Source organism: Nguyenibacter vanlangensis, assembly GCF_038719015.1.
Lineage (GTDB): Bacteria > Pseudomonadota > Alphaproteobacteria > Acetobacterales > Acetobacteraceae > Gluconacetobacter > Gluconacetobacter vanlangensis.
In genome coordinates, this window is sequence record NZ_CP152276.1 from 4082621 (window position 1) to 4102029 (window position 19409).

Here is a 19409-nt window from a genome sequence, read left to right on the forward strand (position 1 = left end):
GCGCGGCTTTGCGCCCTTGGGGCCTATAAGTTTGCGTGAGCGAGGCGGGGCGGGAGGGACGGGCAGGCATGTCAGACACGCGGACGACACGCGCGGCCCCGGCGCCATCCCCGGCCCCCGCGCCCATTGCCGATACCGCCCGCCCTGCGTTGTCCACCGTTCCGGTGCCGGAGCTGCGGGAGCCCGGCGTGCGCCCGACCATCATGGATGTCTCGGCCCGGGCCGGGGTCTCGCGCATGACCGTCTCGCGCGCCCTGCGCGCGCCCCACCTGGTGCGCGCGGAGACGCGCCGCGCCGTCGAGCGGGCGATCGCCGAGCTGGGTTATGTCCCCGATCGCGCGGCCGAGGCCCTGTCGACCCGGCGCAGCGGCTTCGTCGGGCTGATCCTGCCGACCCTGACCAACACCAATTTCGCCGACGCGGCGCGTGGCCTGACGGAAATCATCCGCGGCGCGGGATACGAATTGCTGATCGGCTATACCGATTACGACGAGGGCGAGATGCTGCGCCATGTGCGCGACATGCTGGGAAGGCGGGCCGAGGCCCTGGTGCTGCCGGCCGGTCCGCGCGGCCCGACCCTGCGCCGCATGCTGGCGCCCGAGGCGATCCCGATCGTGCAGATGGCCGGGCTGGCCGGCCGGCCCGTCCATCCCATGGTCGGCTATTCGAACCGCGAGGCCGGGCGCATGGCGGCGCGCCACCTGATCGCGCTGGGCCATCGGCGCATCGGCGCGCTGGGCGCCGAGGGCGACGGCCTGTCCTGCGACCATCGCGGCGGCGAGCGCCTGGACGGTTTCGCCGAAGCCCTGCGCGAGGCCGGACTGTCCGATGCGCTGGTGCTGCGCATGGGCAATCCGCCGGTGTCCTTCACCCATGGCGCGCGGGCCATGGGACATCTGCTGGACCGCGCGCCGAAGGTGCAGGCCGTGTTCGCGGTGTCGGACCTGGTGGGGGTGGGGGCGCTGATGGAGTGCCACCGCCGGGGGGTGCGGGTGCCCGAGGATATGTCGCTGATCGGCTTCGGCGGGTTCGAGATCGGTCGCCAGGTCGTGCCGGCGCTGACGACGGTCGCGGTGGATTTCCGGGCGATCGGCGAACGGACCGGCCGCATGGTGCTGGACCTGCTGGCCGGGCGGCGCGACGTGCCGCGGATCGTCGATCTGGGCGTGACCCTGGTCCGGCGCGAGACCACCCTGTTCCGCGCCGCCGAGACGGCCAGGGGCGAAATGGCCGGGGCTGAAACGGCCTGGGCTGAAACGGCCGGGGCTGAAACGATCGGGGCCGAAACGATTGGAGCCGACGCAACCGTGGCGCGCATGCCGGCCTGACCGGACGGGCGGGGCGGCATGCGGACGCATCATATATTACACGGGCTTCATCGTCTTGTTGCGCCGTATCGGTCAGCATGCTAGACGCCCGGCCAGCGGCAGGCGGGAGACTCTCCCGGCCGCCGGCATGCTGGCAGTGTTCTGGATCTGGGATGGAAAGGCCGACCGTGGTTTCGGGTGGAACGACAACAATACCGATCGCCTCCGTTGCCAATGGCCTGCCTGGTCGTTACGCGACGGCCCTCTATGACCTCGCCGCCGATCAATGGCAGCTTGACGCCGTTCTGGACCAGGCCGCGGCCCTGTCGCGCCTGATCGGCGGCAGCGCCGAATTCCGCACCCTTCTGACGGATCGTACGCTCGACGTCGCCGAGGCCACGCGCGCGCTGAACGCCGTCCTCGATGCGCAGGGATTCGGCCCGATCATCCGTAATTTCGCGGGCGTCGTCGCCCGCAACCGCCGCCTGTCCAGGCTGGCCGAGATCCTTGACGCGCTGGCGGCGATCGCCGCCGCCCGCCGGGGCGAGACCGTGGCCGAGGTCGTTTCGGCCCATCCCCTGACGGACCTGCAGCGCATCCAGCTTCGGAGCCGCCTCGCCGAGGCCGGCTATTCCAAAGTCAATATTCAGGAGCGCGTCGATGCGGCGCTGCTGGGCGGTCTGGTCGTGCGCGTCGGCGCGCGGCTGTACGACACCAGTCTCCGTTCTCGCCTGACCCGCCTGCACCACGCCATGAAGGGAGCCGCGTGATGGAAATCCGTCCCGCCGAGATTTCGGATATCCTCAAGCAGCAGATCGCCACGTTCGACAACCCGGTCGACGTGGCCGAGACGGGCACCGTCCTGTCGGTCGGCGATGGGATCGCCCGCGTCTATGGCCTGCGGAACGTCCAGGCCGGCGAGATGGTCGAGTTCCCGGCCACCGGTCAGCGCGGCATGGCGCTGAACCTGGAAAACGACAATGTCGGCGTGGTCATCTTCGGCGACGATTCCGACATGCGTGAAGGCGATACGGTCGCCCGTACCGGCAAGGTGGTCGAGGTCCCGACCGGCAAGGCGCTGCTGGGCCGCGTGGTCGACGCGCTGGGCACGCCGATCGACGGCAAGGGGCCGCTGGTCGGCGACGTGATCATGAAGCGCGCCGACGTCAAGGCGCCGGGCATCATGCCGCGCCAGTCGGTCGGCGAGCCGATGCTGACCGGCATCAAGGCGATCGACGCGCTGGTGCCGATCGGGCGCGGCCAGCGCGAGCTGGTCATCGGTGATCGCCAGACCGGCAAGACCGCCATCCTGATCGACACCATCGTCGCGCAGAAGCAGGTCAACGCGCTGGGCGACGACAAGAAGTCGCTGTACTGCATCTATGTCGCGATCGGGCAGAAGCGCTCGACGGTGGCGCAACTGGTCCGCACGCTGGAGGAAGCGGGCGCGATGGACTATTCCATCGTGGTCGCGGCCACCGCGTCCGACCCGGCGCCGATGCAGTATCTGGCGCCCTATGCCGCCTGCAGCATGGGCGAATTCTTCCGCGACAACGGCATGCATGCGCTGATCGTCTATGACGATCTGTCGAAGCAGGCGGTCGCCTATCGCCAGATGTCGCTGCTGCTGCGCCGTCCGCCGGGGCGTGAGGCCTATCCGGGCGACGTGTTCTATCTGCATTCCCGCCTGCTGGAGCGCGCGGCGAAGATGTCCGACGCCTATGGCGCCGGGTCGCTGACGGCGCTGCCGGTCATTGAAACCCAGGCAGGCGACGTGTCGGCCTATATCCCGACCAACGTGATCTCGATCACCGACGGCCAGGTGTTCCTGGAAACCGACCTGTTCTATCGCGGCATCCGTCCGGCGGTGAATGTCGGCGGCTCGGTGTCGCGCGTCGGTTCCGCCGCGCAGATCAAGGCGATGAAGCAGGTTGCCGGCAAGATCAAGCTGGAACTGGCGCAGTATCGCGAAATGGCCGCCTTCTCGCAGTTCGCCTCGGACCTCGATCCGGCGACGCAGAAGCAGCTTGCCCGCGGCGCGCGCCTGGTCGAGCTGCTGAAGCAGCCCGAGACCTCGCCGCTGCAGGTCGAGGAGCAGGTCTGCATCCTGTTCGCCGGCACCCGCGGCTTCGTCGATGCGGTGGCGGTGGACCGGGTCATCGCCTATGAGCGGCAATTGCTGTCCGAACTGCGCACCGCGGGCAAGGACATCCTGGATTCGATCCGCACCGAGCGGCAGATCACCAAGGAAACCGAAACCCGTCTGACCGAGTTCCTGACGCGCTTCGGCCGTCAGTTCGCGGGCTGAGGGCAGGCCGGCATCCATGGCATCCCTCAAGGAACTTCGCGCGCGGATCGGCAGCGTCAAATCGACGCGGAAGATCACCAGCGCCATGAAGATGGTGGCGGCGGCCAAGCTGCGCCGGGCGCAGGCCCGCGCCGAGGCCGCGCGTCCCTATGCGGCGGCGATGCGCCGGATGCTGGCGGAACTGGCGGCCGGCACCCGGGGCGAGGCCGCCCTGCCGAAGCTGCTGGCCGGCACGGGGGCCGACAAGGTCCATCTGCTGATCCCGATGACCAGCGATCGCGGCCTGGCCGGCGCGTTCAACGCCAACATCAACCGCACGACGCGCGACCTGATCCGCCGCCTGCAGGCCGAGGGCAAGACCGTCCGCCTGCTGCCGGTGGGGCGCAAGGGCCATGACTACCTGATGCGGGAATTCTCGGCGCTGATGGTCGGCCATGTCCATGGTTCGGGCGGCAAGGAGGTCCCGTTCTCGGCCGCGGCCGAACTGGGCGGGCGGATCGCCGCGATGCTGGAGACGGGGGAATTCGACGTCTGTACCGTCGTCTATAACCGCTTCCGCAACGTCATGTCGCAGACGCCGACCGAATTGCAACTGGTGCCGCTGTCGGTGCCGGCCAATGACGGCGCGCCCGCGATCGACGCCCCGGCCTATGAATTCGAGCCCGGCGAAGAAGAATTGCTGGCCAGCCTGCTGCCGCGCAACCTGCAGGTCCAGCTCTATGCCACCATGCTGGAAAGCGCTGCGGGCGAGCAGGGGGCGCGGATGACGGCCATGGACAACGCCACCCGCAATGCGGGCAAGGCGATCGACCGGCTGACGCTGACCTATAACCGCACGCGCCAGACCAACATCACCAACGAACTGATCGAGATCATCTCGGGCGCCCAGGCGGTCTGAGCCGATGCCCGGACCGATTTCGTTTCCTCGCCGCAGGAGCTAACCCATGTCGGACACCACACAGTACCAGGCTCCTGTCGCCACGCAGGGCCAGTCGCAGAACAGCAACGTCGTCGGTCGCGTGACCCAGGTCCGCGGCGCGGTGGTCGACGTGCAGTTCGAGGGCACGCTGCCGCATATCCTCGATGCGCTGCACGTCTCGTTCAACGGCCAGACCCTCGTGCTGGAAGTGGCGCAGGAGATCGGTGAGCACGAGGTGCGCTGCATCGCCATGGACTCGACCGATGGCCTGATCCGCGGCGCCGAGGTCGTGGCGACCGGCGCGCAGATTTCGGTTCCGGTCGGCCCCGGCACGCTGGGCCGCATCCTGAACGTGATCGGCGAGCCGATCGACGATCGCGGCCCGGTCAAGGCCGAGAAGCGCTATACGATCCACCGCAAGGCGCCCGCCTTCGACGAGCAGGCGGCGGCCAGCGAGATCCTGGTGACCGGCATCAAGGTCGTCGACCTGCTGTGCCCCTATCTGAAGGGCGGCAAGATCGGCCTGTTCGGCGGCGCCGGCGTGGGCAAGACCGTCATCATCCAGGAGCTGATCAACAACATCGCCAAGGCGCATGGCGGCGTGTCGGTGTTCGCCGGCGTCGGCGAGCGCACGCGCGAAGGCAACGACCTGTATTACGAAATGCAGGATGCCGGCGTGATCAAGCTGGGCGAGGACACGACCGAGGGCTCGAAGGTGGCGCTGGTCTATGGCCAGATGAACGAGCCGCCGGGTGCCCGTGCGCGCGTCGCGCTGTCGGGCCTGTCGCTGGCCGAGTATTTCCGTGACGAGGAAGGCCAGGATGTCCTGTTCTTCGTCGACAACATCTTCCGCTTCACCCAGGCGGGCGCCGAGGTCTCGGCGCTGCTGGGGCGCATTCCCTCGGCGGTGGGCTATCAGCCGACGCTCGCGACCGAGATGGGCGCGCTGCAGGAACGCATCACCTCGACCAAGAAGGGGTCGATCACCTCGGTCCAGGCGGTCTATGTCCCGGCCGACGACCTGACGGACCCGGCGCCGGCCGCGACCTTCGCCCATCTGGACGCGACCACGGTGCTGAACCGCTCGATCGCCGAGATGGGCATCTATCCGGCCGTCGATCCGCTGGATTCGACCTCGCGCTCGCTGGATCCCAAGATCGTGGGCGCGGAACATTACCAGGTCGCCCGCGACGTGCAGCGCATCCTGCAGACCTACAAATCGCTGCAGGACATCATCGCGATCCTGGGCATGGACGAACTGTCCGAGGACGACAAGCTGCTGGTGGCGCGCGCGCGCCGCATCCAGCGCTTCCTGTCGCAGCCGTTCCACGTTGCTGAAGTCTTCACCGGCGCGCCGGGCAAGCTGGTGTCGCTGGAAGACACGGTGCGCTCGTTCAAGGCGATCGTCGCCGGCGAATATGACCATCTGCCGGAAGGCGCCTTCTACATGGTCGGTTCGATCGAGGAAGCGGTGGCCAAGGCCGAGAAGATGAAGGAAACGGCCTGATCGGCCATGTCCTGAAGGGGCGCCCCCCCGGGTGCCCCGGTGAGGCTTTGAAAGCCGGAAGACCGGAGCAGTTCGTGTGATTCGTCGAATGACGGAGTGCTCCAGCGTGCCGCGCGCATCGTCGCGCAACGAGGCCGGCGCCTCGTCGCGATCTGCTTTAAGGAAGACAGGCCATGCCGATTGAGGTCGAGATCGTCAGCCCCGAGAAGGTTCTCTTCTCGCGCGCGGTCGATATGGCGGTGATCCCGGGTCTGGAAGGCGACATCGCCGCCATGCCCGACCATGCGCCGATGATGATGCTGCTGCGTGGCGGTGTCGTCGAACTGCATCAGGACGGCAAGGTGACGGACCGGTTCTTCGTCGCGGGCGGGTTTGCCGACATGACGGCGACCCGCTGCACGATCCTGGCGGACGCGGCCACCGCGCTGTCCGACCTGTCGGTCGAGGCCGCCCAGGCGCGCCTGCAGGAGTTGCAGGCGTCCTATGACGCAGCGGACAAGATGGATGTACCGGCCCTGGACCTGCTGATGGCCAAGATGCAGTCGGTTCGCGCCGAGATCGAAGCCGCGGGCGGCGCGGCGGCGTAGAGCGGATCGCAGCCGCCGCGCGGCGGCTGCCGTGCGGCGCGTCAGCCGCGCCCGCGATAGCCGGGGACGTCCTGCGGCGGAATCCAGACCCCTTCGGGCGGGGTGCCGCTCTGCCAGAACACGTCGATCGGCATGCCGCCGCGCGGATACCAGTAGGCGCCGATCCGCAGCCAGACCGGATTGAGCAGATCGACCAGGGTGGTCGCGATCTGGACCGAGCATGCCTCGTGGAACGCGCCGTGGTTGCGGAAGCTGGTCAGGAACAGTTTCAGCGACTTGCTTTCGACGATCCACTGATCGGGCACATAGTCGATGACCAGGTGCGCGAAGTCCGGCTGGCCGGTCACGGGGCAGAGCGAGGTGAATTCCGGGGCGGTGAAACGCACAAGATAGCGCCGGTCGCGATAGGGCGCGGGGACGCGCTCCAGCGTCGCGTCCTCGGGGCTGGCGGGCTGGATCGTCGGCTTGCCGAGCTGGGTCAGCGTCTGGCTGCCGTCATCGGGGCGGGAAGGTGCGCTCACGTCGGGGTTTCCTTGCGCAAGAAAAGGGGCGTCGTCTCGGATCGGGGTGATGTCAGAGCCGCCTCCGGCCCGTCAAGCGTCCTGTTTGCCGCCCGTTTTCGGGCGGCGGCGCTTTCACACCGCGCGGACGCCATGGTAACAAGGCCGTATGGCGCACGCATCCAAAGCCGAATTCCCCGATCCTGTGCTGATCACCACCACCGACGAACTGACTGCCGTCATCGAACGGTTGCGGCAGGAGCCGTTCGTGACCATCGATACCGAATTCGTCCGCGAACGGACCTATTGGCCGGAACTTTGCCTGGTGCAGTTGGCCGGCCAGGCCGACGTCGTGGTGGTCGACACCCTGGCCGCCGGCATCGACCTGGCCCCGCTGGGGGCGCTGCTGGACGATCCGGCCGTCGTCAAGGTGTTCCATGCGGCACGGCAGGACCTGGAAATTTTCCTGCATCTGTTCGACCGGCTGCCGGAGTCGCTGTTCGATACCCAGGTCGCGGCGATGGTGGCGGGCTATGGCGACCAGGTCGGTTATGACAATCTGGTCTCGTCCCTGACCGGGGCGCATATCGACAAGACCCATCGTTTTTCCGACTGGTCGGCGCGCCCGCTGTCTCCGGCGCAGATCAGCTATGCCGCCGCCGACGTCACCCATCTGCGCACCGTCTATCAGGTGCTGCTGGACCGGCTGGGCCGCGAGGGGCGACTGGACTGGGTCGCGGCGGAACTGGCGGTGCTGTCCGTTCCCGCCACCTTTCGCCCGGACCCCGAGACGATGTGGGAGCGCATGCGTCCGCGCACCGCGAACCGGCGCATGCTGGGCATCCTGCGGGCCATCGCCGCCTGGCGCGAGCGCGAGGCCCAGCGGGTGAACGTACCGCGCCAGCGCCTGCTGAAGGATGAAAGCCTGCTGGAGATCGCCGCGACAGCGCCCGCCGATCCCGACGCGCTGGCCCGGATCAGGGGCGTGTCGCGCGGTTTCGCCGAGGGCAAGGGCGGCGCCGGCCTGCTGGAGGCCCTGGCGGACGCCAAGGCGCTGCCCGACAGCGCCCTGCCGCGTCCGCCGAAGGCGCGGGAGGGTCAGCGCCCGTCCCCCGCTTTGGTCGCGCTGCTGAAGGTGCTGCTGGCGGCGTGCTGCGAGGAGCATGACGTGGCGCCGCGCCTGGTGGCGTCCGCGGACGATCTCGACCGGCTGGCGCTGGAGGCCGAGCCCGACCTGCCGCTGATGCAGGGCTGGCGGCGCAAGGTGTTCGGCGACGACGCGCTGGCGCTGAAATCCGGGCAGATGCTGCTGGGGGTCGACGGCACGCGGATCAGGCGGGCCCGCATCTGACGGCCCGTCGGAACCACGACTTTCGATCGTATGCGTAACGACGGGGCCGGCTGCGGGCATGCGCTGGTTTTACAGGGGTTGTGAACAGGTTATACCCAGCCTTGTCCACAAGATTTTGTGGTCGAACTGTTGAGTGTCCCCACGATATAGGATTAGTGTCCGTGCATCCTTCGTAAGGAGAGATGGCATGGCTATGGAATGGACCGAGGAGACGATCGCCCGTCTTCGCGAGCTTTGGCAGCAGGGATTGTCGACGGCCGAAATCGGGCGTCAGCTTGCGGTGACGAAAAACGCGGTCGTCGGCAAGGCGCATCGCCTTGGTCTCCAGTCGCGCCCATCGCCGATCCGCCGTCCAGCGGCGCCTGCCCGTGCCACGGAGTCCAGGGGCATGGAGTCCAAGCCGGTTGCGGCGGCGGCACCCGCGTCCGCTGCCGCGCCGACGGCGAACGTGACCCCGCTGCATGGGGATGCGCCGAAGGTTGCGCCCATCGCTGCCGCCCCCATTGCTACGGTCCCGATCGCGGCGGAAACCGTTCCGGCCGAGGTCCGTCCGGTCCCCGGCCAGATTGCCGCTTCGGCCGCTGTCGCGCCTGGCGGTCCGACGCCTGACGCTCCGGCCGTTGCCCCGGCTGCCGCGCCGGCGGTCGCCCCGGTCCCAGCGGTTGCCGCCCGGCAGGGGGCGTCCGAGGCCGGGCCGGCCGAAACCCGTGTCGAAGCCCGTCCGCCGTTGCGCGCGGTCGGCACGCCCGCGCCGCGTCGCAGCGGCCTGACCTGTTGCTGGCCGCTGGGCGATCCGGGCACGCCGGGCTTTCATTTCTGTGGCGCGACCCCGGTGCCCGGCAAGCCGTACTGCGCCGAACATGCGCAATTGGCCTATGTGAAGCTGCGCGACCGGCGCGACAACGTGGCTTGATCGGGGCTTGACCGGGGCTTGACCGGGGCTTGCGTCAGGGGGAACTGAATACTCTCTTTGCCTGCCTGTCACGATAGAAAAAAGGCCGTTGCGGAGTCTCGATCCGCGACGGCCTTTTTTTTCGCCTGTGCGCCGGACGTCCGGCCGGATTCACGTCCGGCCGGACGGTCAGGTTCAGATCGTCTCGGGCTCTTCCGGCGCGGCGGCCGGAGCCGGGGTGTCCAGGCCGGCCGGCAGGGGGGCGGTGCCGGTGATCATTTCCAGATGGCCGGTCACCTGGCCGCCATCCTCGACTTGCAGGCGGCGGCATTTCGCCTTGCCCAGCAGGCGTCCCGTGGCGCGGATCGTCAGGCTGCCGCGCACGGTCAGCGTGCCGTCGATGGTGCCGGCCAGGTCCGCGTCCTCGACCTCGACCTCGCCACGGAACATGCCGCCATGGGCGACCTGCAGTTCCTGGGCGTGAATCATCGACGATTCGACCGTGCCTTCGACCACCAGGCGCTCGGCGTCCTGGATCGTGCCCTGCACGCTGATGCCGCGGCCCACGACCAGGGTCCGGCGGTCGAGATTTTCCTTGCGCTGGCCCTGCGGCATGCCGGGGCGGACCGGCTGGGCGGCGCCGGGAACCGGAGCGGGGGACGGGGGCGGCGCGGGAGGAAAGGGGGCACGAGCCATGGCGGCAGATTCCTTGGACGGGGGAGAAGAGGGGGATGCGGTGCCGGATGCCGCGACGGGAGAGAGGGGCCGGCCACCCGCCGGCGGCGGCGGGAAATGCGTCTGCGGACTGGCCGGGCGGCCGGCCGAGGACGACCCGCCTTGGGCGGGGGCGTCGTCTTCTGGCTTGCGTCGTTTGAACAAAAGATACCCCGCTGGTCTTCGATAGGGTGGCGCCGGGTGGGGGCCCGGCCGGTCAGGGACAGGGGTCTTCTGGAGAATCCGGGCTTTCCGGGAAAGCCGGATTTTTCGAAAAACCGATGTCAGGAACGATTACACGCAGGGATCGGAGCCGAACAAGCACCATGCGTCAAGCATCCGCACATGAAATCTGTTCCATTGCGGGCGTCTCCCTTCCGATGTTAGAGCCCGTCCGGGAATGACGGGCTCCGAGCGCGTGCCGGCGTCTGGATGACGATCTTGTCCATTTGATGGCGGGCGAACGGAAGATGCTGCCGCCGGGGCCGAAGGAGCGAAATGTCTGTGTCGATTGAGAAGGATACGGCGGACGGAGAGGCGGCGGAATGCCGGTTCGACCTTCTGGGGATCGGCAATGCGATCATCGACGTGCTGGCGCCCGTCGAACCGGACTTTCTGATCGCGCAGGACATGATTCCCGGCAGCATGATGCTGATCGACGCCACGCGGGCCGAGGCGCTGTACGACATGATCCCGCGCGAGCGGGAGATGGGCGGCGGATCGGCGGCGAATACCTGTGTCGTGGCGGCCAACATGGGCGCGCGCGTCGCCTATCTGGGCAAGGTGGCCGATGACGGCCCGGGCCGCACCTTCGCCGCAGATTTGCGGGATTCGGGCATTCATTTCCCGTCCTCGTTCCTGACCGGCGCCATCGCGCGCCGCCAGCCCACCGCGCGCTGCCTGGTCATGGTCACGCCGGACGGGCAGCGGACGATGAACACCTATCTGGGCGCCTGCGTGTCGTTCGGGCCCGAAGACGTCATGGCCGACATCGTCGCCAGCGCCCGCGTGACCTATCTGGAAGGCTATCTGTTCGATCCCCCCCACGCGCAGGACGCGTTCCGCCATGCCGCGGCGCTGGCGCACGGGGCCGGGCGGCAGGTGGCGCTGTCCCTGTCCGACCCGTTCTGCGTCGCGCGCCATCGCGATGCCTTCCGCGCGCTGGTCAGGGGACATGTCGACATCCTGTTCGCGAATGAAGAGGAAGTCTGTTCGCTGTACCAGACCGAGGATTTCGCGGCCGCCGCGGCCCATGCCGCGGCCGACACGCATTTCGCGGTCCTGACCCGTTCGGCGCAGGGCAGCGTGATCATCAGGGGGGATGAGCGGATCGACGTCGCCCCCGTGGCGACCCAGGTGGTCGACACGACCGGCGCGGGCGACGCCTATGCCGCGGGCTTTCTGGCCGGCTGGACGTCGGGCCGGACCCTGGCGGAATGCGGCCGGCTGGGCAGTGTGGCGGCGTCGGAGATCATCTCGCATTTCGGGGCGCGCCCGCTGCTCAACCTGCGGCAGGATATCGCGCTGTAGGACGCCTGCCGGGCTCTTTCATGTTCCGTTCGAGGCGTGGCGGCGGACCGCCGCCTGCCATATGCCCAGCATGAGCGCCAGGAAGGCGAAGCCCGCCGCCGGCGCCAGGCAGGCCAGCGTGGGCTGCCGCGCGCGGCCCAGGATCGCCAGTACCGGCGCGTAGCTGATGGCCCCCAGCGGCACGACATAGGTCATCAGCACGCGAAACCAGCGCGCATACAGGTCGAACGGATATTGCCCGGCCTCGACCCCGCCATAGGTCAGTACGTTCGCGACCTCCAGGCTTTCGATCGTGCGGAAGGACAGGGCCGCCTGCCCGACCAGGACCCCCAGGAAGAAGGCGACGCCGCCCGCGATCGTCCAGGCCAGCATCGGCAGGCTGAACAAAGCGGGCCGCACCTGCGCCGTCGCCAGGCCGATGGCGAGGATCGCGCCGCCCTGCGCCAGGCGGGCCAACGGCCGCAGCCGGAACTGGTGGCCCAGGACCTGCAGCACCGTCCAGCGCGGGCGCAGCAGGACGCGGTCGAATTCCCCGGTGCTCAGAAACTCCTCGCCGAACGCCTCGAAGCCGCGCCCGACCATCTCGGCCAGGGCGAATTCGACATTCACCAGGCCGTAGAACAGCGCGACCTGTCCGACGCTCCAGCCATGCAGGGTGCCGAAGCGGCGGAACAGGATCAGGATCGCGGCGAAACCCATCAGCGTGGTGGCCAGGTGCCCCGCGAGCTGCAGCGCGAAGGCGCCCGGATAGCGGACCTGACCGGCCAGCGAGGCGCGCAGATAGCGCAGCCAGAGCCTGACCCCGTTCATCCGCCCTGGACCTCCAGCCGGGCCAGGGTCCGCCGCAGGGCCGCCCGGCCGGCCAGGGTCAGCAGCGCGACCCAGGCGGCCTGCTGGCCCAGGGCCATGGCCGCGCGCGGACCGTGCAATGTGCCCAGCCAGAACCGGCAGGGCAGGTCGCCCAGTCCGGCGAAGGGCTGCAGCAGAAGCAGCACCTGCGCCTTGTCCGGAAACAGGGCCAGCGGCAGCATGTTGCCCGACAGGATCAGCGACAGCGGCGTGATGACCGCATTCGCCCCCAGCGGCGAGAGGGTGCGCACCGTCACGATGTTCAGCAGCACGGTGATGGCCGCCGAAAGCGCCAGGCCCAGCAGGATCGACAGGGTGAAGAGGACCGCGTCGGCGGCCGAAGCCGGCGCGTGCAGCGCCCATGCATCCAGCCCGGCCAGCTTCAGCGCCAGCCCGGCGAATCCCGCCATCAGCACCGCGCGCGGCACCAGCCGCCCGAGGATGCGCGCGGCGGCGCGGCAGAACCACCACCACCAGATATCCACCGGCCGCAGCAGGTCGTGCGAGACCGCGCCGCTGCGCACGGCCAGCGCGATATCCGGATCGCACCCCCACGGCATCAGGGCCAGCGCGCCCTGCATGATCCAGACATAGGTGACGGTCTGGCGCAGGGTGAACGCCCCGTGGCCTGTTCCCCCATATCCGGCATAGAAGGCGGCATAGATCATGATATTGACCGCCCCCCACCAGCATTGGGTGACGAAGCCGGCCAGGGCCGCGGCGCGGTGGCGCGTCGTCACCTGCCAGCGGGCGCGAAAGGCGGCCAGATAGGGGCGTGCGGCCATCATTCCGCGGCGCCGTGGCGTTCGTAGAAGCGGCTGATCACGTCCTCGATCGACGGGCGGACGATGCTGATGTCGGCCAGCCTGCCCCCGGCCGCGTCCAGCAGCCGGACCAGGTCGGCGGCCGGGACGCGGGCAGGGTCGAAATCCAGTTCCAGCACGCCCTCGCCGTCCGACAGGCGGGTCACGCCGTCCGGCAGCGCGATCGGGGGCACCGTCCCGTCGAAGCTGGCGACCAGCCGCCGGCCCGACAGGGTGGTGGCGCGCAGGGTCTCGAACGGGCTGTCGGCCAGCACCCGCCCATGGCCGATGACGATGACGCGCCGGGCCAGCGCCTCGATGTCGTGCATGTCATGGGTGGTCAGCAGGACGGTCGTCCCCTCCTGCCGGTTGAGGTCGTGGATGAAGGCGCGCACCGCCAGCTTCGACGGCGCGTCCAGGCCGATCGTGGGTTCGTCCAGGATCAGCAGCGGCGGGGCGTGCAGCAGGGCGGCCGCCAGTTCGGCACGCATGCGCTGGCCCAGCGAGAGCTGGCGCACCGGCTGGTCCAGGATGCCCTCCAGCCGCAGCGTCTCGACCAGCCGGGCGCGCCGCACGCGATAGGCGTCGGGCGGCACGCGATAGATGTCGCGCAGCAGGGCGAAGCCGCCATCGACCGGCAGGTCCCACCAGAGCTGCGAGCGCTGGCCGAAGACGACGCCGATCCGCCCCACATGCCGGATCCGGTCGGCCCAGGGGATCAGGCCGCCGATGCGGACATGGCCGGCGCTGGGGCGCAGGATCCCCGACAGGATCTTGATCAGCGTGGATTTTCCGGCGCCGTTCGGGCCGATCAGCCCGGTGATCGTGTGCGGCGCGATCGTGAAGCTGACGTCGCGCAGCGCCTCGATCACGCGCCGGCGCCGGGGGGCGAATGGCAGGGCCAGGGAAAAGCCCCGGGAAAAGCCCAGGGAAAAACCGAGGCGTCGCCCGGCGCCGGGGGGCCTGGCGGGGGCGGCGATGCGGTAGCTCTTGGACAGATCTTCGACGACGATGCGGGCGGGCGGCAGGGTCATGGGGTCCGGCGAGGGCTGTGTCGGGCGCGGGGCGGCCTGGGTAGTATTTTGAGAGTAGCATTTGGGGGGCGGCGTTGCGCGTGGTGAAGTTTCGCGTGCAATCCGCGCCGCTCCCCTCTATCTACCGCCGGGAATACGGAATCATCCGTCGGTCCGCTCCGTGACGCAAGGGCACGCGGGCGGCCCGGCACGCCCGTCGGGTGCCCGCGAAGGAAGTCAGGTCACACACGTTATGGATATTCGCAATATCGCCATCATCGCCCACGTCGACCATGGCAAGACGACGCTGGTGGACCAGTTGCTCAAGCAGTCCGGTTCGTTCCGCGAGAACCAGCATGTCGCCGAACGCGCCATGGACAGCAACGACCTGGAGCGCGAGCGCGGCATCACCATTCTGGCGAAATGCACGTCGGTGGTCTGGAAGGACACCCGCATCAACATCATCGACACGCCGGGCCACGCCGATTTCGGCGGCGAGGTCGAGCGCATCCTCAGCATGGTGGACGGCGCGGTGGTCCTGGTCGACGCCGCCGAGGGCGCGCTGCCGCAGACCAAGTTCGTGGTCGGCAAGGCGCTGGCCCGCGGGCTGAAGCCGATCGTGGTGGTGAACAAGATCGACCGTGGCGACGCCCGCCCGGACGAGGTGCATAACGAGATCTTCGACCTGTTCGCCGCGCTGGGCGCGAATGACGAGCAACTGGATTTCCCGATGCTCTACGCGTCGGGCCGCCAGGGCTGGGCGGATGAGGAACTGGAAGGCGCGCGCAAGGACCTGGCGCCGATGTTCGACCTGATCGTGCGGCACGTGCCGCCGCCGCAGGTGGACAAGGACGCGCCCTTCGCCATGGTCGCCACCATCCTGGAAAACGACAATTTCCTGGGTCGCGTGCTGACCGGCCGGGTGGAGCAGGGACGGGCGAAGGTCAACATGCCGGTGCGCGTGCTGCGCCCCGACGGCTCGGTGGTCGAGACCGGGCGCCTGACCAAGCTGCTGTCCTTCCGCGGGCTGGATCGCGTGCCGGTGGAGGAGGCCGAGGCCGGCGACATCATCGCGGTCGCGGGCCTGTCCGAGGCGACCATTCCCGAAACCATCGCCGCGCCCGAGATCACCGAGCCGCTGGCCTCGACCCCGGTCGATCCGCCGACCCTGTCGATGACCTTCCGCCTGAATGACGGCCCGCTGGGCGGGCGCGAGGGCAAGAAGGTGACGTCGCGCCAGATCCGCGACCGCCTGTTCAAGGAAACCGAGGGCAATATCGCCATCCGCGTGACCGACAGCCCCGAAAGCGAGGCGTTCGAGGTCGCGGGCCGCGGCGAATTGCAGCTTGGCGTGCTGATCGAGACGATGCGCCGCGAGGGTTTCGAACTGACGATCGGCCGGCCGCGCGTGCTGTTCCGCACCAACGAGGAGACGGGCGAGCGCGAGGAGCCGTTCGAAGAAGTGCTGATCGACGTCGATGAGCCCTATTCCGGCGTGGTCGTGGAAAAGATGGCCCTGCGCAAGGGCCTGATGCAGGACATGCAGCCCTCGGGCGGCGGCAAGGTGCGCCTGACCTTCCTGATCCCCTCGCGCGGGCTGATCGGCTATCACGGCGAGTTCCTGACCGATACGCGCGGCACGGGCATCATGAACCGCCTGTTCGCGGGGTACCAGCCCTGGGCCGGGCCGATCGAGGGTCGGCGCAACGGATCGCTGATCTCGTCCGAAGACGGGGCGACGACCCAGTATTCGCTGTTCTCGCTGCAGGATCGCGGCACGCTGTTCGTCGATGCCGGCGAAAAGGTCTATGTCGGCATGATCATCGGCGAGCATTCGCGGGAAAACGACCTGGAAGTGAACCCGATCCGCGAAAAGAAGCTGACGAACATCCGCGCCGCCGGCAAGGATGACGCGCTGCTGCTGACGCCCCCGCGCAAGATGAGCCTGGAACAGGCGATCGCTTATATCGAGGATGACGAGCTGGTCGAGGTGACGCCGACGGCGGTGCGTATCCGCAAGCGCTACCTGGACCCGCATGAGCGCAAGAAGCGCGAGCGCCAGGGTGCTTCCGCCTGATCGCGGCGCGTCGTCCAGGCGCGCCCGGCCAGGATGTGCGGACGGGGGGTCCCGGCCGCGCGGATCGGCCGGGTGCGCGGGGCATTTCCCAGGGAAGACATATTTCGTAATCCTTTTAAAATTGCGATTGCGTTGCAATTGAGGCAAAACTTACAAAATATCGTTTCCTTATATGATTTTAATACGAGACGAGGGCGGTCCGGCGTGCTAGCAACGGCGGGCACGGACCGTGTACGGTGTCGCTTACTCGCCCGAATCGGCAAGATAATCCCCGGCTCGCGGTCCAGGCATTGGGATGACGTCCTGATTTCTGGAGAGATTCAATGATCGTTTCGACTCGTCGGTTCCTGGCCGCCCTGTCCACCGTTGCCTTGATCGGCGCCGCCGTTCCGGCGATGGCGCAGGAAACCCCGGCAGCTCCGGCCGCGCCCGCCGCTCCGGCTGCTCCCGCGGCCCCGGCGGCGCCCGAGGCTGCGCCTGCCGCTCCGACCGCCCCGGCTGCTCCGGCCGCCCCGACCGAAGCGCCGAAGAAGCACGGCCACCACAAGCATCACAAGAAGAAGGCCGCCGCGCCCTCGAAGTGATCGCCTGATCACGCCACGGCCGGATTGCGGTCCGGCCCGGATGGAAGAGCGGAGACGCAGTCGCGTCTCCGCTCTTTTCATTTTGCGGTATAGATCCGGTGATAGCGCGCGCCCAGCCCGGTCAGCAGTTCGTACCCGATCGTGCCGGCGGCCAGGGCGGCGGCCTCGATGGGGCAATGCGGGCCGATCAGGTCCAGCGCCGTGCCGGGGGGCAGCGGCGTGTCGTCCAGCTCGGTCACGTCCACCGCCAGGCAGTCCATGGACATCCGGCCGACGATCGGCAGCCCGATCTCGGGCCGGGCTGGCAGGATCGCGGTGCCGTGGCCGCCGATCGCGCGGGGGAATCCGTCGCCGTAGCCCACGGCCAGGGTCGCGATGCGGCTGGGCCGGTCGGCGATGAAGGCCGCGCCGTAGCCCACGGCCGTGCCGGGGCCGATCATGCGCGTCTGGACGATCCGTGCCTGCAGGCGCACCACCGGCCGCATCGGGTTGGGCCAGCCGGGCGTGGGATTGATCCCGTACAGCGCGGCGCCGGGGCGCACCATGTCGAAATGCCACACGTCGCCCATGAACAGGCCCGACGACGCCGCCAGGCTGGCCGGAACGGGGGGCAGCAGGTCCCGCAGGCGCAGGAAGGACGCGCGCTGGGCGTGATTGGCCGGGTGCGCGGGCTCGTCCGCGCAGGCCAGGTGGCTCATGACCAGCAGGGGGGTGATGCCCGCCAGGGCGTCGGGCCGGTCCGCCATCGCCCGCAGATTGTCCTCGGACAGGCCGAAGCGCGACATGCCGCTATCGACCTGCAGCACGGCGGGCAGAGATGTGCCGCGCACCCGTGCCAGGCTCCGCCATGCCGCAACCTGCTCGACGCTGTTCAGGACGGGCACCAGCCCGTGCGCGTGCAGGTCGGCCTCGGTGCCCGGCATGGCGCCGTTCAGCACGACGATGGTGCTGTCCGCGTCCAGCAGGGGACGGATTTCAACCCCTTCGGCCAGGTGGGCGACGAAGAACGTCCGGCAGCCGGCGGCATGCAGCACCGGCACCACCTTCCGGGCCCCCAGCCCGTACGCGTCGGCCTTGACCGCGGCGGCGCAGACGATTCCAGGCGCGAGCCTGTCCCGCAGCGACCGGTAATTGGCGGCGAGCGCGTCGAGGTCGATGGTCAGGATGCCGCCGGCCCAGGATGGCGGCAGCGGGGACGGGTCGTCCGCCGTCAGCATGGAAGGACGGGCCGCCGGCCGCTGGCCGGCCGGCGCTGGGTGGAACGCATCGCGGGCTCCGGGGCGGGTCGTGCGGTGATCGTATTACAAATCCACCCCGTGACAAATCCCGCGTTCAGGCCCGGGGTTCGGGCTCGGGAGTCAGGTGCGGTGCGGCACGCCCTTGCTGGTGGAATATTCGAAATGCAGCGCGGTGTCGGGCCGGACGATCGGGTGGATGGCATGGGCCGCCATCGCGCCCTCGCTGAATCCCTGCAGAATCAGTTTCAGCTTGCCCGGATAGGCGGCGACGTCGCCCACCGCGAAGACGCCCGGCAGGCTGGTCTCGCAGCTCGACGGCACGACGGGAATGGTGCTGCGGATCGAATCGATCCCCCATTGCGCGATCGGGCCCAGATCGGTCGACAGGCCGAAGAAGGGCAGCAGCCGGTTGCCGGGCAGGAGGCGCCGTTCGCCGTCCAGCGTCGTCACCTCGACGCCGTCCAACTCGCCATCCGTGCCGTGCAGGCCATGCAACTGATAGGGCACCACCTTCTCGATCCGTCCGGCCGCCACGGCCTCGTCGAGCTGGCGCAGGCTTTCCGGGGCGGCCCGGAAACGGTCGCGGCGATGGACCAGCCAGATCTTCTCGGCCACGTCCTGCAGCGACAGGGCCCAGTCGATGGCGGAATCGCCGCCGCCGGCGATGACGATGCGCGTGCCGGCGAATTCGGCCCGGCGCCGGACGTAATACTGCACCGCGCCGCTGGCCTCGAATCCCTCCAGCCCGGCCAAGGGCGGCCGGTTGGGGCCGAAGGCGCCCGCCCCGGCGGCAATGATCACCGCCCGGGCATGGATGACGTCGCCTCGGTCGGTGCCCAGGGTGAAGGCGCCGCGATGGCCTGCCAGCCGCTCGACCCGGCGGCCCAGCAGGCGCGGCACGGCGAAGGGGGCGATCTGCCGGTCCAGGGCCTCGACCAGGGCCGCGCCCTCGATCGCCGGATGCGCCGGGATGTCGTAGATCGGCTTTTCCGGATACAGCGCCGCGCATTGGCCGCCGATATGGTCCAGCGCGTCGATCAGCACGCAATCCAGTTTCAGCATGCCGCATTCGAACGCCGCGAACAGGCCGGTCGGGCCCGCGCCGATGATGGCGACGTCGGTCGAAAGAGGGTGGGCGTCCGTCATGGTCGAAATCCGTCCTGATGCGCTGCTGCAATCCTGCCGACGGGTTGTGCGGCCTGCGCGGGCCGAGTGCAAGCGGGAACGGGG

The 19409-nt window shown here is 69.0% G+C and carries 18 protein-coding genes; 11 read left to right on the top strand and 7 right to left on the bottom strand.

Features of this window, described 5'->3' with window-relative positions; genetic code table 11:
- The first annotated feature begins 68 nt into the window (after positions 1 to 68).
- From AAC691_RS19090 to atpC, 6 genes are all read left to right on the top strand, one after another.
- Complete coding sequence (locus AAC691_RS19090) at positions 69 to 1328, top strand: LacI family DNA-binding transcriptional regulator (RefSeq protein WP_342628100.1); 1260 nt, start codon at positions 69 to 71, stop codon at positions 1326 to 1328.
- A 152-nt stretch (positions 1329 to 1480) separates the two neighbouring features.
- Positions 1481 to 2077: a F0F1 ATP synthase subunit delta gene (locus AAC691_RS19095; protein WP_342628101.1), complete on the top strand. Its 597-nt coding sequence runs from the start codon at positions 1481 to 1483 to the stop codon at positions 2075 to 2077.
- Complete coding sequence (atpA, locus tag AAC691_RS19100) at positions 2077 to 3615, top strand: F0F1 ATP synthase subunit alpha (RefSeq protein WP_342628102.1); 1539 nt, start codon at positions 2077 to 2079, stop codon at positions 3613 to 3615. The genes AAC691_RS19095 and atpA overlap by 1 nt, the downstream gene beginning before the upstream one ends.
- Before the next feature lie 16 nt (positions 3616 to 3631).
- Positions 3632 to 4513 carry a F0F1 ATP synthase subunit gamma gene (locus AAC691_RS19105; protein WP_342628103.1) on the top strand — a complete coding sequence of 294 codons (882 nt, stop codon included), beginning with the start codon at positions 3632 to 3634 and terminating at the stop codon, positions 4511 to 4513.
- Positions 4514 to 4559: 46 nt separating this feature from the next.
- The gene (gene atpD / locus AAC691_RS19110) at positions 4560 to 6041 is read left to right on the top strand and encodes a F0F1 ATP synthase subunit beta (protein WP_176640016.1); all 1482 of its coding nucleotides are present in this window, start codon (positions 4560 to 4562) and stop codon (positions 6039 to 6041) included.
- Positions 6042 to 6214: 173 nt separating this feature from the next.
- Positions 6215 to 6628 carry an ATP synthase F1 subunit epsilon gene (gene atpC / locus AAC691_RS19115; RefSeq protein ID WP_342628104.1) on the top strand — a complete coding sequence of 138 codons (414 nt, stop codon included), beginning with the start codon at positions 6215 to 6217 and terminating at the stop codon, positions 6626 to 6628.
- Between the two features lie 41 nt (positions 6629 to 6669).
- Here the strand turns inward: atpC and queF are convergent, their stop codons facing one another.
- Positions 6670 to 7149, bottom strand: a complete 480-nt coding sequence (gene queF / locus AAC691_RS19120) for a preQ(1) synthase (protein WP_176641542.1) — start codon at positions 7147 to 7149, stop codon at positions 6670 to 6672.
- A gap of 148 nt (positions 7150 to 7297) precedes the next feature.
- Here queF and rnd point away from each other — a divergent pair, with 148 nt between their 5' ends.
- Positions 7298 to 8479 carry a ribonuclease D gene (gene rnd / locus AAC691_RS19125; protein WP_342628105.1) on the top strand — a complete coding sequence of 394 codons (1182 nt, stop codon included), beginning with the start codon at positions 7298 to 7300 and terminating at the stop codon, positions 8477 to 8479.
- A 187-nt stretch (positions 8480 to 8666) separates the two neighbouring features.
- Entirely contained in the window at positions 8667 to 9392 is a 726-nt protein-coding gene (locus tag AAC691_RS19130) for a GcrA family cell cycle regulator (protein WP_342628106.1), read from the top strand.
- A gap of 174 nt (positions 9393 to 9566) precedes the next feature.
- Here AAC691_RS19130 and AAC691_RS19135 read toward each other — a convergent pair whose 3' ends face one another.
- The gene (locus AAC691_RS19135; RefSeq protein ID WP_374729342.1) at positions 9567 to 10250 is read right to left on the bottom strand and encodes a polymer-forming cytoskeletal protein; all 684 of its coding nucleotides are present in this window, start codon (positions 10248 to 10250) and stop codon (positions 9567 to 9569) included.
- A 333-nt stretch (positions 10251 to 10583) separates the two neighbouring features.
- Here AAC691_RS19135 and AAC691_RS19140 point away from each other — a divergent pair, with 333 nt between their 5' ends.
- Positions 10584 to 11615, top strand: coding sequence for an adenosine kinase (locus tag AAC691_RS19140; protein ID WP_342628107.1), 1032 nt, complete (start codon positions 10584 to 10586; stop codon positions 11613 to 11615).
- A gap of 18 nt (positions 11616 to 11633) precedes the next feature.
- Here the strand turns inward: AAC691_RS19140 and AAC691_RS19145 are convergent, their stop codons facing one another.
- From AAC691_RS19145 to AAC691_RS19155, 3 genes are read right to left on the bottom strand one after another with little or no spacing between them, the layout of a single operon-like run.
- A complete protein-coding gene (locus AAC691_RS19145) occupies positions 11634 to 12425 on the bottom strand; it encodes an ABC-2 family transporter protein (RefSeq protein ID WP_342628108.1) in 792 nt (263 codons plus the stop codon).
- Positions 12422 to 13252 carry an ABC-2 family transporter protein gene (locus AAC691_RS19150; protein ID WP_342628109.1) on the bottom strand — a complete coding sequence of 277 codons (831 nt, stop codon included), beginning with the start codon at positions 13250 to 13252 and terminating at the stop codon, positions 12422 to 12424. The genes AAC691_RS19145 and AAC691_RS19150 overlap by 4 nt, the downstream gene beginning before the upstream one ends.
- Positions 13249 to 14301, bottom strand: a complete 1053-nt coding sequence (locus AAC691_RS19155; protein WP_342628110.1) for an ATP-binding cassette domain-containing protein — start codon at positions 14299 to 14301, stop codon at positions 13249 to 13251. The genes AAC691_RS19150 and AAC691_RS19155 overlap by 4 nt, the downstream gene beginning before the upstream one ends.
- A 232-nt stretch (positions 14302 to 14533) precedes the next feature.
- Here AAC691_RS19155 and typA point away from each other — a divergent pair, with 232 nt between their 5' ends.
- Entirely contained in the window at positions 14534 to 16357 is a 1824-nt protein-coding gene (typA, locus tag AAC691_RS19160) for a translational GTPase TypA (RefSeq protein ID WP_342628111.1), read from the top strand.
- A 323-nt stretch (positions 16358 to 16680) separates the two neighbouring features.
- Positions 16681 to 16941, top strand: coding sequence for a hypothetical protein (locus AAC691_RS19165; RefSeq protein WP_323990148.1), 261 nt, complete (start codon positions 16681 to 16683; stop codon positions 16939 to 16941).
- A gap of 77 nt (positions 16942 to 17018) precedes the next feature.
- Here the strand turns inward: AAC691_RS19165 and alr are convergent, their stop codons facing one another.
- Positions 17019 to 18158 (bottom strand): alanine racemase, encoded by a 1140-nt coding sequence (gene alr, locus AAC691_RS19170; protein ID WP_342628112.1) that lies wholly within the window; start codon positions 18156 to 18158, stop codon positions 17019 to 17021.
- Positions 18159 to 18299: 141 nt separating this feature from the next.
- A complete protein-coding gene (locus tag AAC691_RS19175; RefSeq protein WP_342628113.1) occupies positions 18300 to 19325 on the bottom strand; it encodes an NAD(P)/FAD-dependent oxidoreductase in 1026 nt (341 codons plus the stop codon).
- Between the last annotated feature and the right edge of the window lie 84 nt (positions 19326 to 19409).

What these genes read in the sequence shown, in the direction of transcription:
- alr (WP_342628112.1), bottom strand. Translation starts at nt 18,158, where the DNA reads ATGCTGACGGCGGACGACCCGTCCCCGCTGCCGCCATCCTGGGCCGGC.
- rnd (WP_342628105.1), top strand. Translation starts at nt 7,298, where the DNA reads ATGGCGCACGCATCCAAAGCCGAATTCCCCGATCCTGTGCTGATCACC.
- atpC (WP_342628104.1), top strand. Translation starts at nt 6,215, where the DNA reads ATGCCGATTGAGGTCGAGATCGTCAGCCCCGAGAAGGTTCTCTTCTCG.
- AAC691_RS19165 (WP_323990148.1), top strand. Translation starts at nt 16,681, where the DNA reads ATGATCGTTTCGACTCGTCGGTTCCTGGCCGCCCTGTCCACCGTTGCC.
- AAC691_RS19130 (WP_342628106.1), top strand. Translation starts at nt 8,667, where the DNA reads ATGGCTATGGAATGGACCGAGGAGACGATCGCCCGTCTTCGCGAGCTT.
- atpA (WP_342628102.1), top strand. Translation starts at nt 2,077, where the DNA reads ATGGAAATCCGTCCCGCCGAGATTTCGGATATCCTCAAGCAGCAGATC.
- AAC691_RS19145 (WP_342628108.1), bottom strand. Translation starts at nt 12,425, where the DNA reads ATGAACGGGGTCAGGCTCTGGCTGCGCTATCTGCGCGCCTCGCTGGCC.
- AAC691_RS19155 (WP_342628110.1), bottom strand. Translation starts at nt 14,301, where the DNA reads ATGACCCTGCCGCCCGCCCGCATCGTCGTCGAAGATCTGTCCAAGAGC.
- AAC691_RS19090 (WP_342628100.1), top strand. Translation starts at nt 69, where the DNA reads ATGTCAGACACGCGGACGACACGCGCGGCCCCGGCGCCATCCCCGGCC.
- AAC691_RS19105 (WP_342628103.1), top strand. Translation starts at nt 3,632, where the DNA reads ATGGCATCCCTCAAGGAACTTCGCGCGCGGATCGGCAGCGTCAAATCG.
- AAC691_RS19150 (WP_342628109.1), bottom strand. Translation starts at nt 13,252, where the DNA reads ATGATGGCCGCACGCCCCTATCTGGCCGCCTTTCGCGCCCGCTGGCAG.
- AAC691_RS19175 (WP_342628113.1), bottom strand. Translation starts at nt 19,325, where the DNA reads ATGACGGACGCCCACCCTCTTTCGACCGACGTCGCCATCATCGGCGCG.
- atpD (WP_176640016.1), top strand. Translation starts at nt 4,560, where the DNA reads ATGTCGGACACCACACAGTACCAGGCTCCTGTCGCCACGCAGGGCCAG.
- typA (WP_342628111.1), top strand. Translation starts at nt 14,534, where the DNA reads ATGGATATTCGCAATATCGCCATCATCGCCCACGTCGACCATGGCAAG.
- AAC691_RS19095 (WP_342628101.1), top strand. Translation starts at nt 1,481, where the DNA reads ATGGAAAGGCCGACCGTGGTTTCGGGTGGAACGACAACAATACCGATC.
- AAC691_RS19140 (WP_342628107.1), top strand. Translation starts at nt 10,584, where the DNA reads ATGTCTGTGTCGATTGAGAAGGATACGGCGGACGGAGAGGCGGCGGAA.